We start from the raw sequence: 24,873 nt of genomic DNA, 5'->3' as shown, positions 1-24,873 counted from the left end.
CCGCTGCCGCCACGCCAGTACTCTCATCCTGATTGACGCGCTGCTCTCATCTTGTTTGACGCGCGGCATGGTTGTCTCGTTGACCCATCCGCACGATCCCTATGCGATACCACGCGAGTACTGGGACCTTTATCGCGACGATGAAATCGAGATGCCCGCCGTGTCGCTCTCGCATGACGAGAGCGATCCGCATTCGAAGCGTGTGCGTGCCGTTTGCGAGGTCGACCGCACGCCACCGACGCCGCAGCAGGTCCGCAATGCCAGGCACGCGTATTACGGTGCGGTTTCCTACGTCGACGCACAGTTCGGTGCGGTGCTCGATGCGCTGCGTTCGACCGGCCTCGCCGAGAACACTGTCATCGTCGTGACGTCGGACCACGGAGACATGTTGGGCGAGCGCGGGCTTTGGTACAAGATGACGTTTTTCGAAAACGCTTGCCGTGTTCCCCTGATCGTGCACGCGCCGCAGCGTTTCGCCTCCGCCCGGGTCAAAGCATCGGTTTCGCACATCGATCTGTTACCCACGTTCGTCGAGCTGGCGAGCGGCAAGCCGAGCGGGAGTTGGCCGGACCCTGTCGATGGGTCGAGTCTGATGCCGCATCTGCGCGGCGAGGATGGCCATGACGAGGTTTTCGGCGAATATCTCGCCGAAGGCGCGATCGCTCCCATCGTGATGATTCGGCAGGGTCGCTACAAGTACATTCATTCGCCGGCCGATCCCGATCAACTATTCGACCTTGCGGACGATCCGCGGGAGCTGCACAACCTGGCGTCCGATCCGGCTGCGGCCCACGTCCTCGACACGTTTCGGGCTCGCGTGGTGCAGCGGTGGGATCTAGCGCGCTTGCGCGAACAGGTGCTGGTGAGCCAGCGGCGCCGGCGCTTTCACTATGAAGCCACGACGCAAGGCAAGATCGAGTCATGGGACTGGCAACCGTTTTCCGACGCGAGCCGCCGTTTCATGCGTAACCATCTCGAACTCGACACGCTCGAAGCGATGGCGCGCCTGCCACGCGTCGCGCCGAATCCAACCGCCTCTCATGGAGAGCCGCAATGAGGAAGACCACACTTGCTTTTTGGTGCCTGTCGTCGCTTTTGTCCGCATTCTTCGTCAGTTGGGCGTCGACGGCTGCCGCAGCCGACGGCGCGAGCTGCACGTCGGTGCGCATGGCCGACCCGGGTTGGACCGATATTGATGCGACGAACGCGATGGCGGGTGTCGTGCTCAAGGCGCTGGGCTACCGGCAGACAGTGCAGAACCTGTCCGTTCCGATCACTTACGAAGGTCTTCGCAAAGGACAGATCGACGTTTTTCTCGGCAACTGGATGCCCGCCCAGGCGCCGCTAGTGAAACCGTTTATCGACGCGCATGCATTGGACGTGGTCCAGGCCAACCTGACGGGGGCGAAGTTCACGCTTGCCGTGCCCGATTACGTGGCTGCGGCCGGCGTTCATAGCTTTGCCGATCTCGCCCGCAATGCGTCGCGCTTCGGCGGCCGCATTTACGGCATCGAGCCCGGAGCGCCGGCCAATCAGAACATCAAGAAAATGATTGCCGATAAAGCGTTCGGCCTCGGTGATTGGAAGATCGTCGAATCGAGCGAAACCGGCATGCTGACCCAGGTTTCGCGTGCGGTACGCGAGAAACAGTGGATCGTGTTTCTTGCATGGGAGCCACATCTGATGAATACCGAGTTTCATCTCACGTATTTATCGGGAGGCGACACTTATTTCGGTCCCAACTATGGGGGCGCAACGGTCAATACGGTGGCGCGTAGCGGCTTCACCGCCGAATGCGCGAATCTCGGGCGGCTATTCAAGCAGATGACGTTCGATGTGACGATAGAAAACCAGATGATCGCGCGCGTGCTGCGCGATAAGGCCAGCCTTGAGACCGCCGCGCGACAGGCTTTATCGGCTCATCCGACGATGCTCGAAAAGTGGCTCGATGGTGTCACGACGGTAAAGGGAACGAACGGTTTGCAGGCGGTCCGTGCATCGCTCGATGCGCATTAGCGCAACGGGCGGCCAGAGCGAACTCAGGTTGCCCGTGGACAGCTCGTCTCGCCTTGTATGAACGCTTCCACCGAAATCATGGCCGACGCATTGGCCGGTGCAGGCCGCTCGGCGGGACGAAACACGGCGTCGCCGCGGCGGATGGCACGGCGCGAAACGACGCAGGTTCCCGACGAATTGGCCGAGCGGCGACGCCAGCGCTGTTCGCCGTAATGGCAACGACCCGGCTCGACCCAGCGGATCACGAGCGTGTTTTCGGACTGCTCGAGTATTTCGATCTGGACGCGGCTTAGGTCGGGGGCGGGAGTTTTTCTAGTCCTCATTGCAGCTCCTTGAATCGAGCTCCCTAAATGTATTCGCCCGAGCGCGGAACGAACATCGCTATATCCGTAGAAACACAATTCTCGAAACCGCAATAATGACGTGTCGTTACTTCATATTTGACGGATTGTTCGTAATCTCCGGCTAGTTTTTGGGCTGGAACTACGTTTTGGCGGATTAATCGACGATTGAAGCCGCGTGCGCGTTGTGCCGGCATGCGGCGATCGGAATCACGCGGGACTGTGGATGCGGCTCGCCCAGGCATCGAGCGAATCGAGCGAGGGCGATTCGATTGCGGGACGTTGGGCGCCGGCGGCGAGCGGCAGCCCGACACGGTTGTGCCAGTAGGTACACATCCCGAGCGCGGCAGTGCCGAACATGTCGTAGCTCGACCCGGCAACGAAGGCGGCATCGCCCGCGCCCACGCCGAGCTTTTGCAACGCGAGCTCGTAGGGGCGCTTGTCAGGCTTGTAGGCACCGGCTTCTTCCGCCGTCACGACGGCGTCCCATTGGACAGGAACGATCGCGGCGGCTTGTCTGCCGAGCCGCTCGGAGCAGTTCGTGACGACCGCGAGTTTCGTGCGGCTGCGCAACCGGCCCAGCACTTGGGCGGCCTCGGGCCAAGGTTCGAGTGTCAGCCAGTTGTCCTCGAGAGCGTGCGGCGCGGACGGCGGCAATCCCACGTTCTCGGCGGCTTGTCTGACGAGCGTTTCGTACGCCACGTATCGTCCGCATCCGTAGGTGAGCCGCAGATATTCGGCGCGCCATGCGCGGCCGGCTTCGATCGTCCCGGCACTGCGATTCCACAAGCTCCACGAATCGAGCAATGCGGTCAGCAAATCGAACAATATGGCCTTGGGATAGTGCTCCGAGCGGGCGTTCATCTTGCGCAACCTCGACATGGATTTCGGATGCGTTCGAGTATACGTTTCGAGAAACGACGTTGGGTTAAGCGGCGCTAACTGTACGATTTATCCGTGCTACATGCTCGCCGACGTGATTTGCCTTTGCCAAAATTCCGAGGCCGGCCAACGCTGCTCGAGGCAATAGAGATCGCGTCGCAAGTCCACATATCGGCGGTACTGTGTGCGGACCATTTGCGCAAATGCTTGGAGCGCATCGGAGGTTCCGCTCATCCAGCTTTGAATCGCCTGGGCGGCATGGATCCCATTTGAGAGAGATTTGACGATTCCCTGAGCAGTAATGGGATCGTAGGCTGACGCGGCATCACCGATCGCGAGCCATCGTTCGCCGCATAGGCGGTCCAGGCAGTAGGACGGCACGGGATAACACCGGACGTGTGCATCCCGCGGATCGATGCCATCCGTCAGTTGCGACATATGAGGCGCAGCGCGGAGCATCCGGTACCAGCGCTCAGCTTTTTGCAACTGCATCGTGCGCACGATTTGCGCGTTCGTTGCGAACGCGATGACGACAGCGTTGCCTGGTACGGACGCGACATACCACCAACCTTGCTCGACAGCCTCGAGGTGGGTAAGCCTTGAAAACGCTACGTCGACGTTGCGTCGCCGCAAGGTCGCGGCACAGCAGATGAGGGGATTTGAATTGATTTGCCTGGCACCGCGTTGTCGGGCAAACAGGGAGCGTCGACCGCTTGCATCGACAACGAAATCCGCGTGCACGCGCGCGAGGACGCCGCCGGGGCATCTGATGTGCAACATGTGTCCCGTTGAACCGAGCGGCTCGGATCCCGACAGCGAACTCCCGGTCAGCAATTCCACGCCGGCGGCGTGCGCTTGCGCGGCGAGAAAGGCATCGAACCGGCTTCGGTCGAGATGCCATCCGTGCCCATGGGGGTTAAGAAGAAAATCGTTGTAGCCGCGTTTGTCGCTGCCCCAATAGGAACAACTGCCGTAGCACGGCTCATGATGCCGCGTGAGAAACGCCTCGTCGATATTCAGGCTTCTGATCAACATCCGGGATTCGGGGGGAATACTTTCGCCCACCTTGAATCCGCTGTAGGAAGAAGCTTCAACGACCAGGATATCGCTGACGCCGGCGTTTGCCAGCGCCAGTGCGCAACTGCTACCGGCGGGTCCGCCTCCTATCACCGCGACCCGATAGTGCGATTGACTGGGTACCGGTGAAAGCCGATTCTCCACGAGGGCGGCATGGGCCCCATCGCATTGGGTGTTCACCTATCGCGGTTCCTCGGCGGATGGACCCGATCGGTCACTGTGTTGGCCCAAGGTTCGACGAGATTGCTGTGATCCTCCTTGAAGCGGCTTTGGACCTCCAGATAGTAGTCTCGCGGATAGCCGGGGCGATATCCCTCTATCGCGACACCCTGAATGACAAAGCCGATCTTGTCCCAATTGACGAGGATATCCCGGCGCTGCTGATAACGCCCGACGTTCATGGCCGGCGTATTGAACTTGTCGGATCCGGCATGACGCACAGCCGCCGTGCCTTCGCCGCGAACGGAATAACGCTGAACGGGCAGCTCACCGCCGTTCGCCGCAAGATCCTCATAGGTGTAGACCGCCACCGGTCTTTGTGCTGGCCAGGACCAGAACAAGGTCGTATTCACCCGTCCTCCATATACGTTGCTCTCGGTCAACGGGCCGTTCGGGTTGGGGTCGGGGACATGCGTCGCACATGAGTTGTAGTCCGTATGCCATGGAATGGACATGAACTTGCAAAGATCTCCGGGCTCGACCGTCTGATATTTCTCGTTTGTTGATCGCGGTATATAACCGATGCCGAGAAATGGCTTGTCCGCGGTGGCGGTTCCGTAGTCGAGCTTGCGCATGTTGATCCGAAACGGTCCGATCGTCGGCTCATGCCAGTTCGCCTTGTACAGATTCGGATCCCGGACGATAAACGTCAGGTCGATTCCCGGGCTGAAACGCCCACCCAGACAGTTGGAAAGCACGGCTTTATCGAGCGCTTCGCCCGGGCCGAGGTGCGCCTGCCGCCCGGACGGCTGGCACCGGCCGTCGGTCCACTGCTTGATGAAGAAATACTGCGACGTGGTGAGCGTCAGGAAACTTTTCCCGTTATCGCCCAGGGAAAGCGGCATCAGCGGCGAGCCGGTCTTTATCTGCGTCGAAGACTTTGGGTCGCGAATGAAGGACAGAATGTTGAACGTAGGCTTCGTCGCCTTGAGCTGGTCGAGGTTGCGATGGCTACTGATCGCCGATTTCGGCAGATTCGTGGTCCACATCTGCAATGAGGCCGCGCGAAGAATCGGGAAGACGTCCTCATCGAACGACGGCTGGAAGTCGGTCTGGTAGGTGAGATCTCTGTAGATGTCAGGTCTGAGTTGGAACTTCTCGATCCATGTGTTCAGGATGTCGTCCCACAGCGTCACGACGTTTCTCGTCTGCGGCGCATAGGCCGGGTCGGTCGACACCACCCACGCACCGCTGTCCACTTCACGCTTGCTGCCATCGTCGAAAACGAGCCATGCGGTAACGGGGCCGTCCGCGGTGTCGTCGAACCAATTGTCGTTATCGACATCCTCGTTCAACGGTGCATCCGGGTTGGCATGTCCCTTGGAATCGAAACCGCAAGCGCGACCGTAAGCCCCCAGCACAAGCAGACGCCCCTTTGGCTCGGTGGTCATCTCTCCCAGCTTCGTAATCGGCTGGCTGGCCGACGACGCAACCTGCTCCGTACCATCGGACGGCGGAAACGACTTCGGATAGTGGTGTAAGTCGACTAGCTGGCCTTTGGCGTTGCAGTAGCTCGCCATCGTGGTCTTATCGAATGCAACTTTCTCCTGTTTCGATGCTGCAATCGCTCGAGGACCGGCATCGATGACGAGTTGCCTCAGGCGGATCTCGTCGCCGGGGTCCGACGGCTTGCCGGAAGGGTCCCGCATAAAATTCGGATTGCGAAGCGGTGGCTGTTTATCGCCTGCATAGCCGTCGAGGCCGCCGGGCCACGGCGCTGCCTCGATCCGCCAGCAGTTCGCTTTCTTGTTGGCAAGATGCACGGTCCAAACGATGTCCTTCACGAGCTTGCCATCGACTCTCGAGCCGATGACGACCTCCGTGCCTGCGCCGCAGGGATAGCCGGTGGGGCCGGCATCGTCGTACTGGTAAATTCGGAAGCGTGCGGCTTGGCGCTTGAGACGTCCGTGCTGATCGCGGAGGTCCGCACTGGTAATGGGGGTGTTTTCTTCCGTACCCGGCTTGATGGGAAGTCCTCCCGTGGCCTCTTGCCCGGCGACGGGCAAGCCAGCGGACGTTTCCGGGCCGATGTAGTACTCCTCACTGCTGCCGACCCGCGCGAATCCGATGCTGGGATGAATGCGTAGGCTGGTTTTCGACATGGTGGGCTCCCTGGTCTTGACGGCGAACGTGCGGGATGGCGGTATCGCGCGGAAATGAATGTCCGCGTCGTGTGCCGGCTATCGCTTGATGACGGGGTTGTTCATGTATTTGCGCAGCAAGATATGACTGGTGTTGATATCTTTGCCCGGCAATACGAGCGGCAGGTCGCGTGTATCCGTGACTGCCATCGTGTTGTGGCAACTGAAGCATTGATTTTTGGAAACCTTGTTCTGCGTAAACGTCTCGATCACCGAGTTCGAGAGCTGATCGGAGCCCTTGATCTGCGAGTTATCGATCTGCGGACTCCAATCAGGATGAAATGGTTTCGCCGAGGCCTGATCCTCTCCCATCCATACGGCACCCACCTCTTCGTAGTTTCGCCAGACTGACTGCTTGGTTGCGAGGTGGTCCCGAACGCTCTTGTTGAGCGAATCGATATTCTTGACGTTGAGTTCTTCGCCCCCTCCAGTCCGGTACTGCCGGCAAGTCTGAGTCACAGGCGTCAGCTTTTGTGTCGACTTATCGAGCTCGATCACTGATGCATTGTTGACGTTGCAATCCTGAGCAGGGGTGCCGGCACGGTAAAACGTGTAGGACTTGTTCGCGACAGGTTGCGACATCTGCTGGTTTTCCTTGAAATCCGGCGCGTTATCGACCTGTTCGAACGTGGCCCAGATGGCTTCGGGATGGCCGTCTACCACCCATGCGATATGAAAGCCGACCAGAGCGACCTTTACGGTCTCGAGCTTGCGCTGTGGGTCGATATCCACGGTGTTACCCGCTTTCGAGAGCAACGCAATCTTTGCAGTGGTGGTATAGAAGCGGCTGACGTCTTCGTTCGGGCCGACGATTTTCCAGGCGGCTTTCAGCGAGATGGCGCCGGTCGGGAAGACCAGGTTGGCAGCGGCCTCTTTCATGCCTTCCCGCGTGTTCAGTCGGCGGTCGATGACGAACTGGCGATAAACATCGTTGATGAGCATGTTGGTATAGACGGCTCGACCATTCTGGTCCACCAGAATGCCGAGCGAATCGGCCTGCTGCACGCCGTCGAGCACATGTTCGGTTGGATTCTTGACCTTGGAATCGATTGAAGCATCTGAAAACATGCTCTGGAACCGTGGTGTGCCGTTTTGTAGGGCGTCGGTGAGCCATAGGAACGCTTGCCACGAGAATTGATGGAACGCGCAGTTCGAGTGGAATGTGCTTCGATGCGCATCGTCCGGCTTTGGAACGCCGGTCGACGCGAACCAAGTGTCGGAGGCCTCGCATTCTTGCGCCGACGCGGGCTGACCGAGACACGCCCAGCATCCGGCGACAGCGATGGCAACCCAGATTCTTGGATTCATCATTCGTCTTCTCCGCTCAGTGGATGCAGCAGACGGCGGATGAGATGCGCGACGCCGCCGTCGACAAGTGAGTCGATTCAGCATAGGCGTCGTCGGCGGAGAGGGGCACCTATCGCCGTTGACGGGTGGGCATCGATGGATTTATGGGATAGCGGACGAGGTCCGCGGGGCGATCGGCAGACGCTTAGCGAAACGCGTTCACATCGATGCCATGTCGGGCAATCTTGTCATAGAGCGTTTTGCGCGGGACATCGAGCAGCTCCGCTGCTCGCAGCACCTGTCCGTCGGCGCTTCGCAATGCCTCCTCGATGCATGCGCGTTCGGCGCGCGCCATCCGAGCTTCGAGCGAACCCGCATCGTGCGCCGGTTGCGCCAAGCCATCGTCGAGTCCGAGCGAGAAGCGCTCGGCGATGTTCTTGAGCTCCCGGACATTGCCGGGCCAATCGTAGGCTTGCCAGCGCGCCATATCGGAGGCTGTCCATGCCGGCTCGGCGCGTCCATAACGTGCGCAGGCATCGCGGACGAAGTGCGCAAAGAGCTCGGGGATATCGTCGCGCCGTCCCCGCAGCGGTGGAAGATCGATCGTCGCCACGTTGAGGCGGTAATAGAGATCGGCGCGAAACGTCTGGCGTTCGACCAGCTGCTTGAGGTCGTCCTTGACGGCCGCGATGACGCGCACATCGACGGACATTGCCGTGTTGCTGCCGAGGCGCTCGACGGTGCGTTCCTGCAAAACGCGCAGCAGTTTGGCCTGTAATGGGAGCGACAGGCTTTCGAGCTCGTCGAGAAACAGGGTGCCGCCGTGTGCGTGCTCGAACTTGCCGATCCGCTTTTGCTGCGCGCTCGTGAATGCCCCGGCTTCATGGCCGAAGATTTCGCTTTCGAAGAGCGTTTCGGGCAGGGCGGCGCAATTGAGCGCGACGAACGGACCGCTGCGGCGGCTGGACGCGTGCAGCGCTCTCGCAAGCACCTCCTTGCCGGTTCCCGTTTCGCCGCGGATCAGCACATCGGCCGGTGTGGGCCCGATGGCATCGATCATCGCGTGGACGTTGCGCATGGCCGGCGAGCGGCCCAGCATCAGCTGCTCGCCGCGCAGTTGCGCCCGCAAGTGGCGGTTGTCCACGACGAGCCGTCGATGCTCGAGCGCGCGGCGCACCGACTCGACGAGACGATCCGACTGAAACGGCTTCTCGATGAAATCGTAGGCGCCGGCGCGCATGGCGGTCACCGCCATCGCGATGTCGCCGTGGCCCGTGACGAGGATGATCGGGATGTCAGCGTCCTTCGCGCGCGCTTTGACGCTTGCCAGCAGCGTGAGTCCGTCGATGCCGGGCAGACGGATATCGCTGACGATCGCAGCGGGCACCGCGTGGGACAGTGCGGCGAAGGCGCTTTCCGCGTCTTCGAATTCGCGTACGGCGATGCCGGCGAGCGAGAGAGCTTGCGAGCATCCCAGCCGGACGGCGGGATCGTCCTCCACGACATACACAGGGTGGTCGGCAGGAAAATCGACGGAATTCATGTGGTGGACTCTGATTGAACGGTTGCGCGTTGCAGTTCGACGACGAATACCGCACCCGAGCGTCGTCCTGGCTCGGCTTCGACGTTGGCGGCGCTGAGACTGCCGCCGAATTCGTCGACGATGGCCTGCGAAATTGCCAGACCCAGCCCGAGCCCCTTGCCCGCGCTCTTCGTCGTATAAAACGGTTCGAACAGCCTCGGCAACGCTTCGGGCGCGATGCCGGGCCCGCTGTCGCGAAAACTCACTCGCACGGTGCGGGCCGTCATCGCGGCTTCGACGACGACTTCTTTTCGGTCTTCGCTCATGGCACACGCGTCGATTGCGTTGGTGAGCAGGTTGACGAACACCTGCTCCGTGCGGATCGCGCTCGCCAATGCGATGGCTTCGTCGGGAATGGGTGCCACGCGGATCGTCACGTCGTTTGCTTTGCGGTGCCCCTGCACGAGCGCGAGCGACTGCTTGATCGTCTCGTCGATCGAAACCGGTTCGCGCTCCACAGCATCGTTGCGTGCGAACGCCTTGACGTGCGCCACGATTTTTCCCATCCGCGCGGCCAGATCGTTGATGAGTTCGAGATTGCGCGCCAGCTCGCGAATACGTTGAAGTTCTATCAGACGGACCGCGTTGTTCGATAGTGTCATCAGTGCGGTCAGCGGCTGATTCAATTCGTGCGTGATGCCCGCCGCCATTTGACCCAATGCGGCGAGCTTGCCGGCCTGGATCGCCGCATCGCGCGTGTCGCGCAGTATCCGCCGCGCGTCATCGAGCGCTTCCACTTTCCGCGCGAGATCGCTGTTGGCCTGCGTCAGTTCGGCCGTGCGCTCCGCGATGCGCGTTTCGAGATCGCGATGTGCCGCCTGTAATGCGAGGCGGGCTCGCACGCGTTCGCGCTCGCGAGTATGCCGCAGCCATAGTGCGGCGGCCAACGCGAAGGCGAGTGCGCTGGCCGCCGCGGCGCCTATGGCCGCCAGCGCTGCCGTCTGGCGGTCTTCGGCGGGGGCCGTGAGGATGGCGATGCGCCAGCCGAGCGAGCCCGTCGGCCGATAGTGCACGCGATAACGACGCAGCGTATCGCCCGGCAGCGCGTCGAGCGGCGCGTCCCCGTACTGTCGGGTCGCGCGCAAATGCGCCCGTGCTTCAGCTGAAAGCGGCGCAAGGACGCGATAACGCCATTGGGGTACCGAACCGAGAAACACGACGTTGTCGCGATCCGTTAGGACGACGATATCGCCGCTGTTGGCCAGTGCGTCCTCATAACTTCCGAGCGGCGCCTTGATCGCCACCACGCCGATGGGCGCGGCATTGGGATGCTCGGGATCCCGTATCGGCACCGACAGAAAGTAGCCTGCTTCTCCCGTGGTGTTGCCAACACCGTAAAAGCGGCCGACGCCGTGCGCGACCGCGTCGCTGAAGTACGGCCGATAAGCGTAATTTCGTCCGACGAAGCTGCCTGGCTCGTTCCAATTGCTAGCGGCAAGCGTATTGCCGCGAGTATCCATCAAATAGGCAGCGGCAAGCTGTGCGTTCGTCTGAACGGCCTTTAGATAGCTATTCGCAGCCGCTTGCTCCGCGGGATCGCCCGGGTTGCGCAGCAGCCGCGTCAGCACCGGAGCCAGCGCGGCGATACGAGGCAGCGACTCGTAGCGCGCGAGCTGCGCTTCGAGCGATAGCGCGTAAAACGATGCGCGCTGCGCCACCTCTCCGGCACGGACCCGCTCGTAATGGCGCAGGGCCTCTACGTAGGCGAACCACGCCATCAGCGCGCAGCACGCCAGAACGCCGACACCGATCGCGACATACCGTACACGCAGCGCGGAACGCAGCTTCATCGCGTGCGCCCCGCCGCGCAGCCGGCCGCGCCGGGATCAGTCCTCGATACGCGAATGCCGTTTCGAATCGCGCGAGAAGATATACACGAGCAGGGAACAGAAGATCGCCCCCGTGACGTACCAATAGAACATTTCCTCATGTCCTGCCTGCTTGAGCCACAACGCAATGTACTCGGCGGTACCGCCGAAAATCGATACGGTAACAGCATACGGAAGGCCCACACCCAAAGCACGCACTTCGGCCGGGAAAAGCTCGGCTTTCACGACAGCGTTGATCGAGGTGTAGCCCGAGACGATGACGAGTGCCGCCACAATCAGGAAAAAGGCGGTCCACGCGCTGTGAGTATGACTGATGGCCGTCATGATCGGCACGGTAAACAGTGTGCCGAAAATGCCGAAGGCAATGAGAATCGGGCGCCGGCCAATGCGGTCCGAAATGGCCCCGACGAGCGGCTGCAGCGCGGCGAAAAGCGCAAGCGACGCACCCGAAACGAGCGTAGCGTCGAGCTTGCTCATGCCGACGGTGTTCGCGAGAAACTTCTGCATGTAGATCGAGTAGGTGTAGAACGCGACCGTACCGCCCATCGTAAGCCCCACGACGGTCAGCACCGCACGCGGATGCCTGGCCAACTCGGCCAGCGTGCCGCGGGCTTTGCGCGCCTTACGGGCCTTTTCGAATTCGCCCGTTTCTTCCATCGTGGCGCGCAAACGCATGCCGACGAGCGCGCACGCCGCACCGACAAAAAATGGGATGCGCCAGCCCCACGACTCGAGTTGCTGCGTCGTCAGCAGGAATTGCTGCATGAGGATCAAAAGCACGATCGCCACGAGTTGGCCCATGATCAAGGTCACGTACTGGAAGCTCGAGTAAAAGCCGCGATGCTTTGCGGTGGCGACCTCGCTCAGATAGGTGGCCGACGTGCCATATTCGCCGCCGATACTGAGGCCCTGAAGCAGGCGCGCGACGACGAGCAGTGCCGGAGCGGCGGTACCGATGGTTTGATAGCTCGGGCACAGCGCGATGATGAGCGAACCGAGGCACATCATGACCACGGAGATGAGCAGGGCCGAGCGGCGTCCGTGCCGGTCGGCATAAATGCCCATCAACCAGCCGCCGATCGGGCGGGCAAGAAAGCCGACGGCAAAGACGGCTGCCGTATTGAGCAGTTGGGCGGTGCTGTTGCCGGCCGGAAAAAACGACTTCGCGAAATAGAGCGCGAACGCGGAATACACGTACCAGTCGTACCATTCGATTAGGTTGCCGACCGAGCCGGAAAAGATCGAGCGCAGACGCCAGCGCGTGTCTTTCGAGGTGGAAACCGGTAGTTCGCCGGTGCTGGCGACACGCGCGGGCGCGGCCACGTTTGAAGGAACAGGATTCATTGTGTCTCCGGAATGTTGTCAAACATTCGCTCGCGAACGAGCGACGGCGCTTGGCAACGCAATGGCTATGCCAATTCCGGCTACACGCCGGTCGGGATGCAAGTAATTGTTTTTAAAAGAAAAGCAGGCGGGAACTGCCAGATGCGACGGCCGCCCTGTGCGATGCGTCGGAATTCAGGCTCTGTCGTGTGCGGAATTCCGCATTGAAGCGCGGCCGCCGGCGCCGACTTGGCGGCAAAGCGAGTCGCGCGGCGAGGGCAACGGTTTGGTATAGTGCGTCGTCTTCACGCATGCGCTCGGATGGAAAGATGTTTTCAGCTGCTGTTTTCGATATGGATGGATTGCTCATCGATTCCGAGCGCACGATCATGAATACCTGGATTGCCGTCGCGCGGGAGTTGGGCATCACGCTGCTGCCGAGCGACTATGTTCGGATCATTGGGCGATCGTTGCGCGAGTGTCACGTGATGCTGGCCGAGATGCTAGGCAGCGAGGCCGTTTTCAGCGAGGCGCGCACTCGCGTGCGCGCGCAATTGACGGAGCCGCAGGCAGGGCCGTTGTTTCCGTTGAAATCGGGCGCCGCCGACTTGCTCGCTTCGCTCGCCCGCGCAGGCATCCCCTGTGCCGTGGCTTCTTCCTCCGGGCGGGAGGAGATCGAATTGCGCCTGAGGCGCGTCGGCGTGCTGCCGTTCTTTCGTGCAATTGCGGGTGGCGACGAAGTTGCCCGCGGCAAGCCCGATCCCGCGGTTTATCGGCTCGCGGCCGAGCGCCTGGGTGCCCCAGCCGCCCATTGTCTTGCGTTCGAGGATAGCGAGAACGGCATCCGAGCGGCCGTCGATGCCGGCATGGCAGTCGTCGCTGTGCCGGATCTCAAAGCGCCAACCGATGAAATCGCCGCGCTGAGTCTGCATGTGCTCGCCCAACTCGACGACGCGCTCGCGCATGTGCCCGCCTGGTTCGGGCCGCGAGCAAGCGTCGCCGCTTAGGCGCGTTTTGGCTGTGCGCCGATACCGATAATCGAGACGCCGCTATTTGCCTGGCGTTCGCGAAGCGCCTGTTCTCCAATGATTCCGATATGGTTGCCGGAGACGTCGACCCACTCGCGCGACACGGGGTCTTGGGCGATCGACAACGCGCCCAAGGTGCCGAACTCATTGCGACTGACGTCGATGCGCCGAAGCGTGTAGCTCTCGAAGATCGTCGCTATGCCTTCATAGCCAATGCGATTATTCCCCAGCATGGCCGACGTCAGCGCGGGCAGCGAGACGAGAGATTTCATATCGGCATCGTCGAGACCGCAGCCGCACGCTGTTAGCGATGTCAAAGTGCCAAGTTGCGCAAGCGTCGGCGCGGCCTTCCATTGTCCAATCGGGTGTCCGCTCACATCGAGCGCAGTGAGCCGCAACGACGACAAACCTTCGAGGTCGGCGTGCCTGAGCCCGCGGCATTCGGAGAGATCGAGCGCGCCGACCCATTCCGGCAGGTATTGCAACTCGCCGGGACCAAAATAGCCTTCGAGTTTCAGCGGCGGTGCCTCCGTTCCGTCGTACTGCTCGCGTAGCCGCTTGAGCGCGGCGGCGTCGCGTATCACGAGGGGCGCTGCTGACGACAACGCGTCTGGCGCGCGTACACCGTCCGCGTTCTTTGCATGCGCAAAGCGCGCGGTAGCCATCGTACCCGGCGTTTCACCGTCAATGGGGGGGGCGCCACCATCATGCGCATCGGAAAGTCTCCTCGGCGCATCGCCGTGGCGGCCCAGTGCGCGGACAGTAGACGGCGATACGGCGGCCGGCGTTTCGCCATCCGTCGTGCTGGCCTGATAGTTCGGAGAAAAGTTGCTTCCGTCGATCGATATTGGCATCTGGCTTTTGGGCGGTTACTCGAATGGGCCAATGGTAGGATGGTTCGCGGCCCCGGTTCATGCACGTGCGAAGCGGCAAAGCGTTGCGCGCAGCGACGGTCTGTTCGAGGTAACCGCAGCGCGGGCATCGCCCCCTCGTCCGCGATTCCCCGATCGGTCCATGGGAGGCTTTGGGGTACGATGGAACTACGCTACTTCGCGGGACTTGCGCACAAAATGAAATCCGTCTTCCGGCTGATGACCGTCGCTTCCGTCGGCGTCGCAGTGCTGCTGGCCGGCTGCGATCAACAGGATAGCGAACATGCCATGCAAAAATTCAAGGCTTTTCTCAACGCGATCAAGCCCGATGCGCTATTGCTGCGAGGGCTGACGCCGGGCGTGACGACCGAGGCGCAGATTCGCGATCAAATGGGCCAACCCGAAACCGAGCGCAGCTTCACCGACGGTTCGAAGCGGCTCGAATATCCGCGCGGCCCGCAGGGCGTGACGACGTATATGGTCGACATCGATCCGCAAGGCAAGCTACGCGCCGTCACGCAGGTGCTGAGCGCGGAAAACTTCGCCAAGGTTCGGCAAGGCATGACCGAGGACGAGGTGCGTCGATTGCTCGGCAAGCCCGGTGAAGTCGCCGTTTATCGGCTCAAGCCCGAGACCGTCTGGAGCTGGAAATGGAACGAAGGGCCGCCGGCGGGCGAGGTCTACTTCAACGTCCATTTCAACGCCGAGGGCGTCGTTTATACGACTTCGCGTTCGGACATCATTCGCGGGCGTTAGGAAACGCGCAGCGGGCAAGACATCATCGAGATCGGTCAGTGCCGTTCCAATTGCAGATAAACGCGTTGCACGTTTTGGGGGTGTGCGATCGAATACAGCTTCCAATGACGAAAGTTCGGCGTTACGACTTGCGTCCGCGCATTCGTCAACCCGACGCCTGCGCCATAGGCCTGACGTACGCCACGATCGAGCTCTCTCAAGTAGTCTCCGACCGAATCGATGCGGTCAGGCTTCACGACCGGACCGAAGCCCGGCACGACCTCGGTGACATCCAGCGCATGAATTCGGTCGAGGGCTGCCAGCCACCCCGGAATGGATTCGTTGCGCAACTCGGGAATGCGGCCGACGCTCACGAGCGCGCCGGCGAACAAGACGCCGGTCTGCGCATCGCGAACCGCGAGGTCTCCCGGCGTTGCGGCCGCACCGAAATACAGCAGCTCCAGTTGCCGGTCGCCCGCGTCGATGCGGGTGGTCGCCTCGACTGTGCGATCCGGAACAGTCACGCGCGAACCGCTCATTTCCTCTTCGCCCAGCGTGCGGCGCAGATTCGCCAGACAAATGGAGCAACGGGCGGCGATCAAGTCGGCAGTACGGCGATGCGCAAGGATCGGTACCCCCGCATCGCGAAAAGCCGCCGCGCCGAATACGAACTCCGGCGCCTGATGCGTTATGACGACGAGTTCGATCGGCAGCGGTGTGACCCTGCGAATCGCTTCGATCATGGCACGGCCGTAGCGATAGGACGCGCCTGTATCGATCACGACCACGCCGCGCTTGCCGACAACGAAGCCGTTGTTTGCAACGATTCCGTGATTGCTGGGCGCGACGGCGTCGCCGCTGCCCTGCATGGCATAAACACCCGGCGCGATTTGCACTGCGCGGGGAATGTCGCGCTCGTTCGCGACTTTTGGCTCGCGCTCGACGGCGGCTGCCGCCCCGGACGCTGCGCTAATCGTCTGCTCTGCGCTCGCCGCGCTGATTGGTGCGGCGGGCGCTGCGGCCGCGGCGGGTAGCGCGGTGATGCAGAGGCTCGACACCCACGCCATCGCAACGCTGACGCGCTGCGCGCGCGCGGCGAATTTTCCGAGCAGCCCGACCCGCGCGCCGAATGTGCGCGATAGCGGCGTTTGCCCCATCGTCACATCCGCGCGGGCGCCGGCTCGGCGCTCGCGTTCTTGGCCGGCACGGGAATGGCGGCTTCGAACACGTGCTCTTGGGAATCGCGGACCGTCGCTTTCAACTCGCCGGGCGTGCGCGACAGGAAGTAAAAGCGGAAATTCGGATTCTCGCTGATCGAGAAGTTGACGTTTGCGGTCATCACCGGTTTGCCTGCGTAGGAGACCTCGATTTTGCGGACGAAGTACGCCGATGCGTATTGCCGAGTGATCTGGTTCATCGCCATGCCGGTGCGGTTCGGATGGCTGATCATCAACTGCGCAAGCTGCGGTTGGCCGGCGGCGGCACTCCCCTGCGTGCGCAGACGCATCTTCCCGATGTTCGCGAGCGCCGCTTCGTCATCCTTGCCCACTGGAGCCGAGCAGCCTCCCGATGCCTTGACGAAGCGGATCGCGCTGTAGAGATGGCCGTCGTTGGTCTCGGCGATAGCGCGCATGAACGTGTAGTCCTCCACCCGTACGCGCGTTTCGATACTCGCGCGCCCCGATTCGGGCGTGAATTCGAACCAGCCCGCGTAGGGCTCGGGGTTCTGATCGATGAACAAGTAAATCCGCCGAATGTAGCGTGCCGGCGTCTGAGGAAACTGCGCCGTGATCGAAATGGGCACGATCGCGGCGTCCGCCGCGCGGGCGGGGGCATCGAGCTTGATGACCGCTTCCCCGTGCGGATCGATCTGGCGGTCTTTGAAGGTGCCGTCGCGGAAATCGACCCAACTGGCTACCTTGTTGGGGTCGTCATCGGCCGACGGTGTCGCGCCCCGGGCGGCGGGCGCTGCGACGAGCGCGCCGGCGGCGCCCACGGCGAGCGCCGCGGCCGCAATTGCCCGACGAATGGCTTCGGTTTTCATGTGTCGCCTCCATAGCTACGTGGCTAGGGCTCCCACTCGAGCTCAGCATACGCCGTCGTGACGTTGCGGCGTTGATAGACATCGAACAGCTTCCATCGCGCACGTTCGCTCAGGCCGATGGTATCGACGGCCTGCCGCATCGTCCGGCCTGCGCGAATGGCCGCGCGCACGTCGTTGGCGAGTCGCTCGAGATAGCCGCGCTCGGCGTCGAGCGCCTGGGGCCAGGGTGCGTCGAGCGGCCCGTGGCCCGGCACCGCGCGACGGACTCCCGGCAAAGCGCGGATTGCCGCGAGATCGTGGAGCCAACCCGTTACGCTGCCGTCAACCACGGGCAGGCAGCCCGCGAAGAGTAGATCGGCGAGCCATAGCGTGCCGCTGCTTTTATCGTAGACCGTCAGATCGCTGTTCGTATGTGCTGTTTTCCAGGTTTGCAGCGTCAGCACCCGGGAGCCCAGGTCCAGATCGAGCGTGTCGTGAACGAGCAGCGTCGGCGGGATCACCCGGCTGCCCGCGGCAACGCTGCCGAGTTCGCGCGTCAGCACGCGCAGATAGCTTTGCGAATGCGAGAGCTCGGCTTCCCGGAGCTTGTCGCTGCCGACGAACTGCGGATGATCGTCGAGGAATGCTGCGTTTCCGAAGATGTGGTCGGGATGCATATGTGTGTTGATCACATAGCAAACCGGCAGCGGCGTGGCGCGGCGGATGGCCGCCCGCAGTGCACGCCCTTCGGCCAGCGTGCCGCCTGTGTCGATCACTGCCACGCAACGCGTGCCGATGATGAAGCCGATATTGGCAATATCGCCGCCGTTTCGAGGCGTGGCCACGTCGTCATGTCCGCGGTGCGCGTAGAGTCCCGGCGCCAGTTCCTTCACGGGCAGCGGCGCGGCCGGTGAGGGCGCCGCGGCATATCCCGGCGAGAGCGTCACGACCCATGCGAGCGCGGCGCCGATTGCCTGGGCAAGCGCGCCGCTCGGAAGACGCCAATGTCGCGAAAGACGCATGAGTTCGTGAGGATACGTAAGGACGCGCGAGCAGGCGCCGCCCGAGCTCAGGGTGCTGGGTTGGGCTGCGCCTCGTAAAGCGCGTCGATTTCAGCGAACGCCGCCTCGGGCAGCGTCACGTCGATACTCGCAATATTCTCGCGCAATTGGTCGAGCGAGGTTGCGCCTATCAGGTTGCTCGTCACGAATGGACGGGAGTTCACGAATGCCAGCGCGAATTGCGCGGGCGACAGGCCATAGCGGCGGGCCAGCGCAACATAAGCGCTCGTCGCCTGGATTGCTTGCGGCTTACTGTACCGCTGGAAACGCTCGTAAAGCGTGATGCGCGCTCCGGCCGGCCGCGCCCCGCATTCGTATTTTCCCGATAACCAGCCGAATGCGAGGGGCGAATAAGCGAGCAAACCGATCCGTTCGCGATGGCTGAACTCGGACAGTCCGATTTCGAATGTCCGATTCAATAAACTGTAAGGATTCTGAATACTTACGATGCGCGGTGCGTCGAGGCGCTCGGCGGCGCGCAGGAACTGCGAGACGCCCCACGGAGTTTCGTTCGATACGCCGATGTGACGGATCTTGCCCGCTTTCACGAAATCGGCAAGTACGCTCAGCGTTTCCTCGATCGGCACCGTGTATTCGTCGTCGATCCATGGATAGGTTGGCCTTCCGAACGTCATGGTGTTGCGATCCGGCCAGTGCAACTGGTATAGATCGATATAGTCGGTGCGCAGACGTTCGAGGCTGCCGTTCAGCGCCTCGGTCAGGTTCTTCCGGTCGAACTGGTTCTGTGCGCCGCGAATGTGACGGGGGTTGTGCGGCTGACGCGCCGGGCCCGCGATTTTCGTCGCGAGCACGATCTTCTCGCGTGCGCCGGGGTGCTTTGCCAGCCAAGAGCCGATATAGCGTTCGGTCGAACCCTGCGTATCGGCTTTGGGCGGGACCGGATACATCTCCGCGGTATCGATCAGATTTACGCCTTGATCGAGTGCGTAGTCGATCTGCGCGTGCGCTTCGGTTTCCGTGTTTTGCTCGCCCCAAGTCATCGTGCCGAGGCCGATTGTGCTGACTTTGACGTCCGAGTCGCCGAGTTTGCGGTATTCCATCGATCCGATCCATTCGTTGTCGAATAAAGACGCGAAACTACCATGATGGCGACGATCGTGCAGGCGGGGACCCGGAGTGCTGTAGTCATGACCTTGCATCCATGAGGGATAGTCCGCGTCGGCTACGGCAATATCGCTATGATCTGCACGAATTACCGATGTCCTGCCACCTTCCACTCGAGATCGCACGCCAGTGCGCATTCCATGCAACAGCGCTTAACACCGGGCACCGCCTTGCTGCTTACCGTGCCGCCTTTTCTGTGGGCGGGCAACGCCGTCGTCGGCCGGATGGTCGGTGGGCTCGTACCGCCGCTCACGCTCAACTTTTTGCGGTGGCTCGTAGCATTTGTCTTTCTCGCGCCGTTCGCGGGCCGTGTGCTGCACCCATCGAGCGGATTGTGGGCGCACTGGCGCCGGTTTGCGCTGCTCGGCCTGTTTGGCGTCGGTTGCTATAACGCGTTGCAATACCTCGCACTGAAAACTTCCACGCCGTTGAATGTGACGCTGATGGCCGCGAGCATTCCCATCTGGATGCTCTGTGTGGGACGGCTTTTCTTCGGGCAGCACATTACCGGGCGGCAATGGATTGGCACCGCACTCTCGATTGCCGGTGTTTTACTGGTGCTGTGCCGAGGGCATTGGGCCGCGCTGGCCCAGTTTCATCTCGTGCCGGGCGATCTCTATATGCTCGTGGCGGCGTTCGGCTGGTCGCTATATAGCTGGCTGCTCATGCGTACACGCGAGCCCGCTCGATGGCGTAACGACTGGTCGGCGTTCCTGGTGGCGCAGATTGCGTTCGGTTTGCTTTGGTCCGGGGTTTTCTCAGCCGGCGAATGGGCATTGACCGGTGCGCATATCGTCTGGGGCTGGCCCTTGGCCACGGCGCTGCTCTATGTCGGCCTCGGGCCGGCCATCCTCGCCTATTGCTGCTGGGGGCTCGGCGTTCAGCGTGTCGGACCGAATATTGCCGGGTTTTTCGCCAATCTTGCGCCGCTTTTTGCTGCGCTTATGTCCGCGGCGTTTCTCGGCGAGTGGCCGCAGCTCTATCACGGTGAGGCCTTCGCGTTGATCGTCGGCGGAATCGTCGTGGCCTCGCGGCGCTGAAGGCAACCGTTTGTCAGGTTTCGGCGACGAGAATCGATTCGCCGCTCGACGGTCGCAATCCGTCGGTTCGGCCCGCGAAGTATCGATCGATGAGATCGCCCGTCGACACATGCCGCGCGTGTTTGAAGCCGGTCTCATGTGCGAGCGCGATCATTTCGTCCGGAGCGAAAAAGCTCAGGAACGGCGTGCCGGCTGCGCGTGCGCGTTCGTAAACCGCCTCATGCTGCGCGCGCTCTTCGTCATCGTCGATGAGTTCGAGCGGTAACAGGAATGTCATCGTGAGCGTCGAGCCTGGTGCGAGCGTTGCGATCTGACGCAGCGTGGCCGCCACGGCGTCGCGCGTCAGATACATGGAGACGCCGGTCGACGCGACCATGGCGGGGTGTGCCGTATCGAAGCCGGCCGCGACCAGTTTTTCCCACCACGAATCGCCCGCTTCGAAATCGACGGGTACGAACTTCAGCCAGTCCGGAATAGCCAGACCCATCTCGCCCAGACGTTGCTGCTTCCATGCTTGCGGGCCCGGTTGGTCCACCTCGTAGATGCGCATCCGCTCGGCAAGCTCGGGCCGGCGCTGCGCGAACGTATCGATGCCGGCGCCGAGGATGACATATTGCGTTACGCCGTGTGCGAGTGCCTCGGCGAGTTCATCTTCGACGAAGCGGGCGCGCGCGACGATCGATGCTCGATAGCCGCTTGTGCCTTTGGGATGCATATCGGGTCGCGCGCGCCAGTCCTCGTCGGGCGCGGCGATCTGCAGACCGATCGTGTCTGCCAGCACGTGCGGTGGGGCATCCACCTCGCTGTGCAGGGCTCGCCAAAGCGCGACGCGCACGGCCGTGCTGTCGGGGGCTGCGGACGGTTTGTCGGGCATGGCTCCTTCCCCTACTCGAGTTTGAAAGTGTGACTGAACTTAAGCGGCAATCGACGATTCGTCGCCGAGTTTATCCGCTCCGCGCGGGGGATGTCCTCGACCTCGGCGTTTCGTGCGCGAATGGATTGGTGCGTTGCATCAATCGATTCGGATCGCCGTTTGTTACTTCGTCGTGCGGACAACGGCAGCCACAGTCATTCCGTGACAATTGCGCCTCGCGCAGAACCGCGCGCATGACCCAACGCTTTCTCAAAAGGTGAACGAGTGAACGATATGACCGCCAGGGTTATTGGAGCAGGCCGAAAGGAGCTTGCGGGCCCGCCTTCGGAAGCGGCGCATAAAAAAAACGAGCTGGCCGAGGGAGGGCACGGTCATCTGCAAGGGGCGGCATTGCGTCGGCGAGTGGCGTCGGGGCAACTCATAGGGCTGCCTTCGATGGGGCCGCGCGTGGTGCCTCGCCCGAAATTGAAACTGGACGCGGCAGTCAGTCATGGTGAAAGCGCGATCGATCGGGTGGCCGCGATTTTGGACACACTCACCGATCCGAATGTGAGCCGCAAGCCGTTTCTCCATTCATCCGAATCGTGGGTGCCCTGGCAGCTGGAGAACATGAACCGGTTCAACTTCGTGACCCAGCGCGGCGCAGAGTATGTCAATCAGGCCGGCAAGCCGAGCACGGATCACATCCACACGGCCAGCATCGCGCTGTCGGGCGACGCAGTGCGATCGGCTAGCCTCGCGCGCAACCACTTCAGCGGCGTAGCTCGGGTAACGATACTCGGCACGAGCGAGAAACCGAGCGAGCACGAACAACGGTTCGCTCGCTACGCTGACTCGGATCTGTTCGTGCTGCCGGAAGGAGGTCCGCAGGCGCCGCGGCAATTCCTCGAGGTCGTTCGATGTTTGAAGGCCGGTATGGCGGACGAGCAGTCGGCCGACAGATTGCCTAAGGAATTGGTCGTCACCAACTACGGGTTCTATCGACCGCTGTTGATGGGGCTTTTCGGCTTGCCGCCGAGCGACGCCGCGCCCGGCAAGGTACCGGTGCGCGAATACTATCGCCAGGCGCTCGAAAAAATCATCGGCACGACGCCCGATGGCTTGCCCCGAGCAAGAGTCGTATTTGCCGATTCGCTGGAGCGGGTACCGGTATCGCGTGTGCCAGGCGACGCGACGAAAGCGAAAGAGGCACGGACAGGAGACCTTCGGTTGGCAGGGGCCGTTCCTGAAGAAATTATCGTCACTCACCCCTTTTTTGGCAGCGCTCAGCTGCATAAGCTCGAACATTGGGATAAAGCGTTCGGCAACGAGGTCACCCAGTTGCTTTCGCTGATCCAGACAGATCTGCCGCTGGGAGAGCCTCCTGAGCGTTATCACACTTACGAGGCCAATTCGGGCGGCCGGTCTCCCGCGCTCGACGGACGATCGGGTAAAGCGGAATCCTTCTATCGGACGATATACCAAGTGTTGACTGGCGAACATCCGACGGTATCACGCGAGGAGTTTTTGGCTCGCCTGAAAGGGCTTGGTGTGGACGCCGAACGTGGCGACAACCTGACGTTCATCACAGACGATCGCGGCATCGAGTGCCCGGACTGGCATCTCATCGCGCCATCCTTCCCAACAGACATGTTGAACAACTTCTTTAAGGAAGTGGAGCACCAAGTGGGCGGCCACGATCCCGCACTTCAGTCTATGCCGGGCGTGGAGACGACCTGGTTCTTCAACAAATTCGGCGGTGTATCCGCGGCACTCGAGCTCATCGACAAGGCCTATGACGCGTACGAAAAGGACAATCCGGGCGTGCGGCTCAAGCGTCGCATTCGGAGCGTGTGCGCGGCAACACTGGTACAAGTCGACCTCGGCCGCGACGCGCAAAGCGCTCGAGAGGCGAAGCCCGTCGTGCGCAATTTCTCGGGCAGTACCACCTACGCGTTAAGGAAGCCCCCAGAGCACGTCGATCCGAACGATTCGTACTCGTGGTGCGTACCCGAAGACGAACTCGGCATCGACAATCGGTCTGTCGAGGAGCGCATCGAACTCGGCATTGACGGCCCATATATGGGGGAGCTTCCTTGGATGAAGGTCAAGGCGGCGATGGAAGCCTCCGGCGTGAAGTTTGTCGATGCGGGAGACATGCCGCGCGTTGCCGACTATCGGATTTACACGCTTGGAGACGAAACGGCGACTATCTCCGGTCAGGAATTGCAACGAAAGGTCCGTGCTGACGCGAAGTCGTTGCTGCCGCAAGCACCCGCGTTGATCAGGTCATCCGAGCCACCGCAATTGGCGTCTTCAGCGGCTTTGGCGGCTGCGCAGGTGCCTTTCGATCCTCACGATATCGAGCGGCGGATGCACGGAAACGACGCGCTCATTCTTGCAAGTACCACCGACGACGTGCTCGAGCTTTCGAAAGCTGCGTACGCATATTTTTCGGCTCATGTTGCAAAGCACGAGCACCCCGATCGCAAGCGCATGCTTGTGCTCCTCAATGGCGGCGATCCCAGGCTCCAGATCCTCCGACGCCAATCGCGGGTCGTCTATGGAAACGGCTTGGCCGAGAAGCCGGGTTTGTTGTCGAGTGTGTACACCGATGGCGAGCATGCCTTGGCGCGTGTACGGACGCACTGGGAAGGATACCGGCGCGTGCCCGCGTCGCCGATCAATCCGTTCGATCCGTTCGACCCCGAGGCCAAGCTTATGGAGGGCAGGGCGGAGCGCCCTCGGCTGGGGGCCTTTTTCAGTTCGGCCAGGTCTGTCAACGACGAGCTGCTCCGCGGCTCCCGGGCCATCGGGCGTTTCATGGCGCAAAACGGTTTCGACATGAGTTACGGAGCGGGCTCCAAGGCGATGATGCTCCACGCCGCAAAAACCTTCGTGGATACCGTCAAGTCCCAGGATACGGACCAGCGGCTGCTGGGCGTCAGTACGCCGATGGTCATCAAGCTCGAAACCGAGGACGGTCGGTTGCCGACTTGGCTCGATATCGGGCATATCTCTCCCGACATCGTGTTGCGGATGAAAAAAATCGTGAACCCGGCGGACTTCGGTTTCGTCGATAAAGGTGGCGACGGTACGCTTCAGGAACTGGCATTCGTGGCGGCTGTGAATGCTGCCGTGCAAAAGGCGGGTGGACCGATCAGCGGCGATCCGCTGATGCGCGAAAGGACCTTCATATTGCTCAACGCCCCCATGTTGAACGGGCAGAAGCTTTACGATCCGTTCATCGAATTCTACGCACCGTGCGACGCCAAACCTCATCAGCGGTACGAAGCTGGGCGCGAGGTTCTGCGAAGGCTGGGAATCCACGAAGTCACGAGCAGCGAAGGCCATGGACTCGAGGACGATATCGCGGAGATATTGGGGCTTTGATTGGGTGCGCCGATAGGAGACAATGACGCCTTCTACGCGGGAAGCG

At 61.7% G+C, this 24,873-nt stretch carries 20 protein-coding genes; 6 read left to right on the top strand and 14 right to left on the bottom strand.

The window, feature by feature from the left end; all coding sequences use genetic code 11:
- Both betC and choX read left to right on the top strand, forming a co-directional pair.
- A partial coding sequence (gene betC, locus GWC77_RS21755; protein ID WP_173260231.1) for a choline-sulfatase occupies nucleotides 1-1,057 on the top strand: 1,057 nt, incomplete at its 5' end.
- Nucleotides 1,054-2,016, top strand: coding sequence for a choline ABC transporter substrate-binding protein (choX, locus tag GWC77_RS21750; RefSeq protein WP_173260230.1), 963 nt, complete (start codon nucleotides 1,054-1,056; stop codon nucleotides 2,014-2,016). The genes betC and choX, both read left to right, overlap by 4 nt.
- A gap of 23 nt (nucleotides 2,017-2,039) precedes the next feature.
- Here the strand turns inward: choX and GWC77_RS21745 are convergent, their stop codons facing one another.
- From GWC77_RS21745 to GWC77_RS21710, 8 genes are all read right to left on the bottom strand, one after another.
- Nucleotides 2,040-2,339 (bottom strand): DUF3331 domain-containing protein, encoded by a 300-nt coding sequence (locus GWC77_RS21745; RefSeq protein WP_173260229.1) that lies wholly within the window; start codon nucleotides 2,337-2,339, stop codon nucleotides 2,040-2,042.
- A 228-nt stretch (nucleotides 2,340-2,567) separates the two neighbouring features.
- Complete coding sequence (locus GWC77_RS21740; protein WP_173260228.1) at nucleotides 2,568-3,221, bottom strand: HAD-IA family hydrolase; 654 nt, start codon at nucleotides 3,219-3,221, stop codon at nucleotides 2,568-2,570.
- Nucleotides 3,222-3,317: 96 nt separating this feature from the next.
- Entirely contained in the window at nucleotides 3,318-4,409 is a 1,092-nt protein-coding gene (locus GWC77_RS21735) for a tryptophan 7-halogenase (RefSeq protein ID WP_367949075.1), read from the bottom strand.
- Between the two features lie 83 nt (nucleotides 4,410-4,492).
- Nucleotides 4,493-6,637: a LodA/GoxA family CTQ-dependent oxidase gene (locus tag GWC77_RS21730; RefSeq protein WP_173260226.1), complete on the bottom strand. Its 2,145-nt coding sequence runs from the start codon at nucleotides 6,635-6,637 to the stop codon at nucleotides 4,493-4,495.
- A 78-nt stretch (nucleotides 6,638-6,715) separates the two neighbouring features.
- Complete coding sequence (locus GWC77_RS21725) at nucleotides 6,716-8,068, bottom strand: hypothetical protein (RefSeq protein ID WP_173260225.1); 1,353 nt, start codon at nucleotides 8,066-8,068, stop codon at nucleotides 6,716-6,718.
- 100 nt (nucleotides 8,069-8,168) lie between these two features.
- Complete coding sequence (locus tag GWC77_RS21720) at nucleotides 8,169-9,506, bottom strand: sigma-54 dependent transcriptional regulator (protein ID WP_173260224.1); 1,338 nt, start codon at nucleotides 9,504-9,506, stop codon at nucleotides 8,169-8,171.
- Nucleotides 9,503-11,335, bottom strand: coding sequence for an ATP-binding protein (locus GWC77_RS21715; protein WP_173260223.1), 1,833 nt, complete (start codon nucleotides 11,333-11,335; stop codon nucleotides 9,503-9,505). Before GWC77_RS21715 ends, GWC77_RS21720 begins: the two co-directional genes overlap by 4 nt.
- Nucleotides 11,336-11,371: 36 nt before the next feature.
- Entirely contained in the window at nucleotides 11,372-12,718 is a 1,347-nt protein-coding gene (locus GWC77_RS21710) for an MFS transporter (protein WP_173260222.1), read from the bottom strand.
- Between the two features lie 308 nt (nucleotides 12,719-13,026).
- On the opposite strand from GWC77_RS21710, the gene GWC77_RS21705 reads away from it, so the two are divergent.
- Entirely contained in the window at nucleotides 13,027-13,704 is a 678-nt protein-coding gene (locus GWC77_RS21705) for an HAD family phosphatase (RefSeq protein WP_173260221.1), read from the top strand.
- Here the strand turns inward: GWC77_RS21705 and GWC77_RS21700 are convergent.
- Nucleotides 13,701-14,579: a hypothetical protein gene (locus GWC77_RS21700; RefSeq protein WP_173260220.1), complete on the bottom strand. Its 879-nt coding sequence runs from the start codon at nucleotides 14,577-14,579 to the stop codon at nucleotides 13,701-13,703. The two genes, GWC77_RS21705 and GWC77_RS21700, sit on opposite strands and share 4 nt — an antisense overlap.
- 237 nt (nucleotides 14,580-14,816) lie before the next feature.
- Between GWC77_RS21700 and GWC77_RS21695 the strand changes: the two genes are divergently transcribed.
- The gene (locus tag GWC77_RS21695) at nucleotides 14,817-15,353 is read left to right on the top strand and encodes a hypothetical protein (protein WP_173260233.1); all 537 of its coding nucleotides are present in this window, start codon (nucleotides 14,817-14,819) and stop codon (nucleotides 15,351-15,353) included.
- 35 nt (nucleotides 15,354-15,388) lie between these two features.
- Here GWC77_RS21695 and GWC77_RS21690 read toward each other — a convergent pair whose 3' ends face one another.
- From GWC77_RS21690 to GWC77_RS21675, 4 genes are read right to left on the bottom strand one after another with little or no spacing between them, the layout of a single operon-like run.
- Entirely contained in the window at nucleotides 15,389-16,489 is a 1,101-nt protein-coding gene (locus tag GWC77_RS21690; protein WP_173260219.1) for an MBL fold metallo-hydrolase, read from the bottom strand.
- A 2-nt stretch (nucleotides 16,490-16,491) separates the two neighbouring features.
- The gene (locus tag GWC77_RS21685; protein WP_173260218.1) at nucleotides 16,492-17,376 is read right to left on the bottom strand and encodes a quinoprotein dehydrogenase-associated SoxYZ-like carrier; all 885 of its coding nucleotides are present in this window, start codon (nucleotides 17,374-17,376) and stop codon (nucleotides 16,492-16,494) included.
- A gap of 23 nt (nucleotides 17,377-17,399) precedes the next feature.
- Complete coding sequence (locus GWC77_RS21680) at nucleotides 17,400-18,377, bottom strand: quinoprotein relay system zinc metallohydrolase 2 (protein ID WP_173260217.1); 978 nt, start codon at nucleotides 18,375-18,377, stop codon at nucleotides 17,400-17,402.
- Nucleotides 18,378-18,424: 47 nt separating this feature from the next.
- Entirely contained in the window at nucleotides 18,425-19,477 is a 1,053-nt protein-coding gene (locus GWC77_RS21675; RefSeq protein WP_173260216.1) for an NADP(H)-dependent aldo-keto reductase, read from the bottom strand.
- A gap of 204 nt (nucleotides 19,478-19,681) precedes the next feature.
- Between GWC77_RS21675 and GWC77_RS21670 the strand changes: the two genes are divergently transcribed.
- Nucleotides 19,682-20,581 (top strand): DMT family transporter, encoded by a 900-nt coding sequence (locus tag GWC77_RS21670; RefSeq protein WP_173260215.1) that lies wholly within the window; start codon nucleotides 19,682-19,684, stop codon nucleotides 20,579-20,581.
- Nucleotides 20,582-20,594: 13 nt separating this feature from the next.
- Here GWC77_RS21670 and GWC77_RS21665 read toward each other — a convergent pair whose 3' ends face one another.
- Nucleotides 20,595-21,455, bottom strand: a complete 861-nt coding sequence (locus GWC77_RS21665; protein ID WP_173260214.1) for a class I SAM-dependent methyltransferase — start codon at nucleotides 21,453-21,455, stop codon at nucleotides 20,595-20,597.
- 273 nt (nucleotides 21,456-21,728) lie between these two features.
- Between GWC77_RS21665 and GWC77_RS21660 the strand changes: the two genes are divergently transcribed.
- Nucleotides 21,729-24,827, top strand: a complete 3,099-nt coding sequence (locus GWC77_RS21660) for a hypothetical protein (protein ID WP_173260213.1) — start codon at nucleotides 21,729-21,731, stop codon at nucleotides 24,825-24,827.
- The last annotated feature ends 46 nt before the right edge of the window (nucleotides 24,828-24,873 follow it).

The organism is Paraburkholderia sp. NMBU_R16 (assembly GCF_013282575.1).
Taxonomy (GTDB): Bacteria; Pseudomonadota; Gammaproteobacteria; order Burkholderiales; family Burkholderiaceae; genus Trinickia.
Note: the sequence above shows the minus strand (reverse complement) of the source record. Positions and strands in the feature narration are given on the sequence as shown.